General features: G+C 64.9%; 1 protein-coding gene. It reads left to right on the top strand.

Features of this window, described 5'->3' with window-relative positions; genetic code table 11:
• Positions 1 to 481 (top strand): EF-Tu C-terminal domain-related protein (locus C9427_RS33580; RefSeq protein WP_245437301.1); only part of this gene is annotated, 481 nt, incomplete at both ends.

The raw sequence follows: 481 nt of genomic DNA, 5'->3' as shown, positions 1-481 counted from the left end.
GGCCGTGGCACGGTGGTGACCGGCCGCGTCGAGCGCGGCGTGGTCAAGGTTGGCGAGGAGTTGGAGATCATCGGCATCCGTCCGACGACCAAGACGACCTGCACGGGTGTCGAGATGTTCCGCAAGCTGCTCGATCAGGGCCAGGCTGGCGACAACATCGGCGCGCTGCTGCGCGGTGTCGACCGTGAAGGTGTCGAGCGCGGCCAGGTTCTGGCCAAGCCCGGCACGGTCAAGCCGCACAAGAAGTTCGTGGCCGAAGCCTACATCCTGACCAAGGACGAGGGTGGCCGTCACACGCCGTTCTTCACCAACTACCGTCCGCAGTTCTACTTCCGCACGACGGACGTGACCGGCATCGTGTCGCTGCCGGAAGGCACCGAGATGGTGATGCCTGGCGACAACATCACGGTCGATGTCGAGCTGATCGTGCCGATCGCCATGGAAGAGAAGCTGCGCTTCGCCATCCGTGAAGGCGGCCGCA

The sequence above is a fragment of the Mesorhizobium helmanticense genome (assembly GCF_003034915.1).
GTDB classification, from domain to species: Bacteria; Pseudomonadota; Alphaproteobacteria; order Rhizobiales; family Rhizobiaceae; genus Mesorhizobium; species Mesorhizobium helmanticense.
This window is presented reverse-complemented; position numbering and strand designations above follow the sequence as displayed.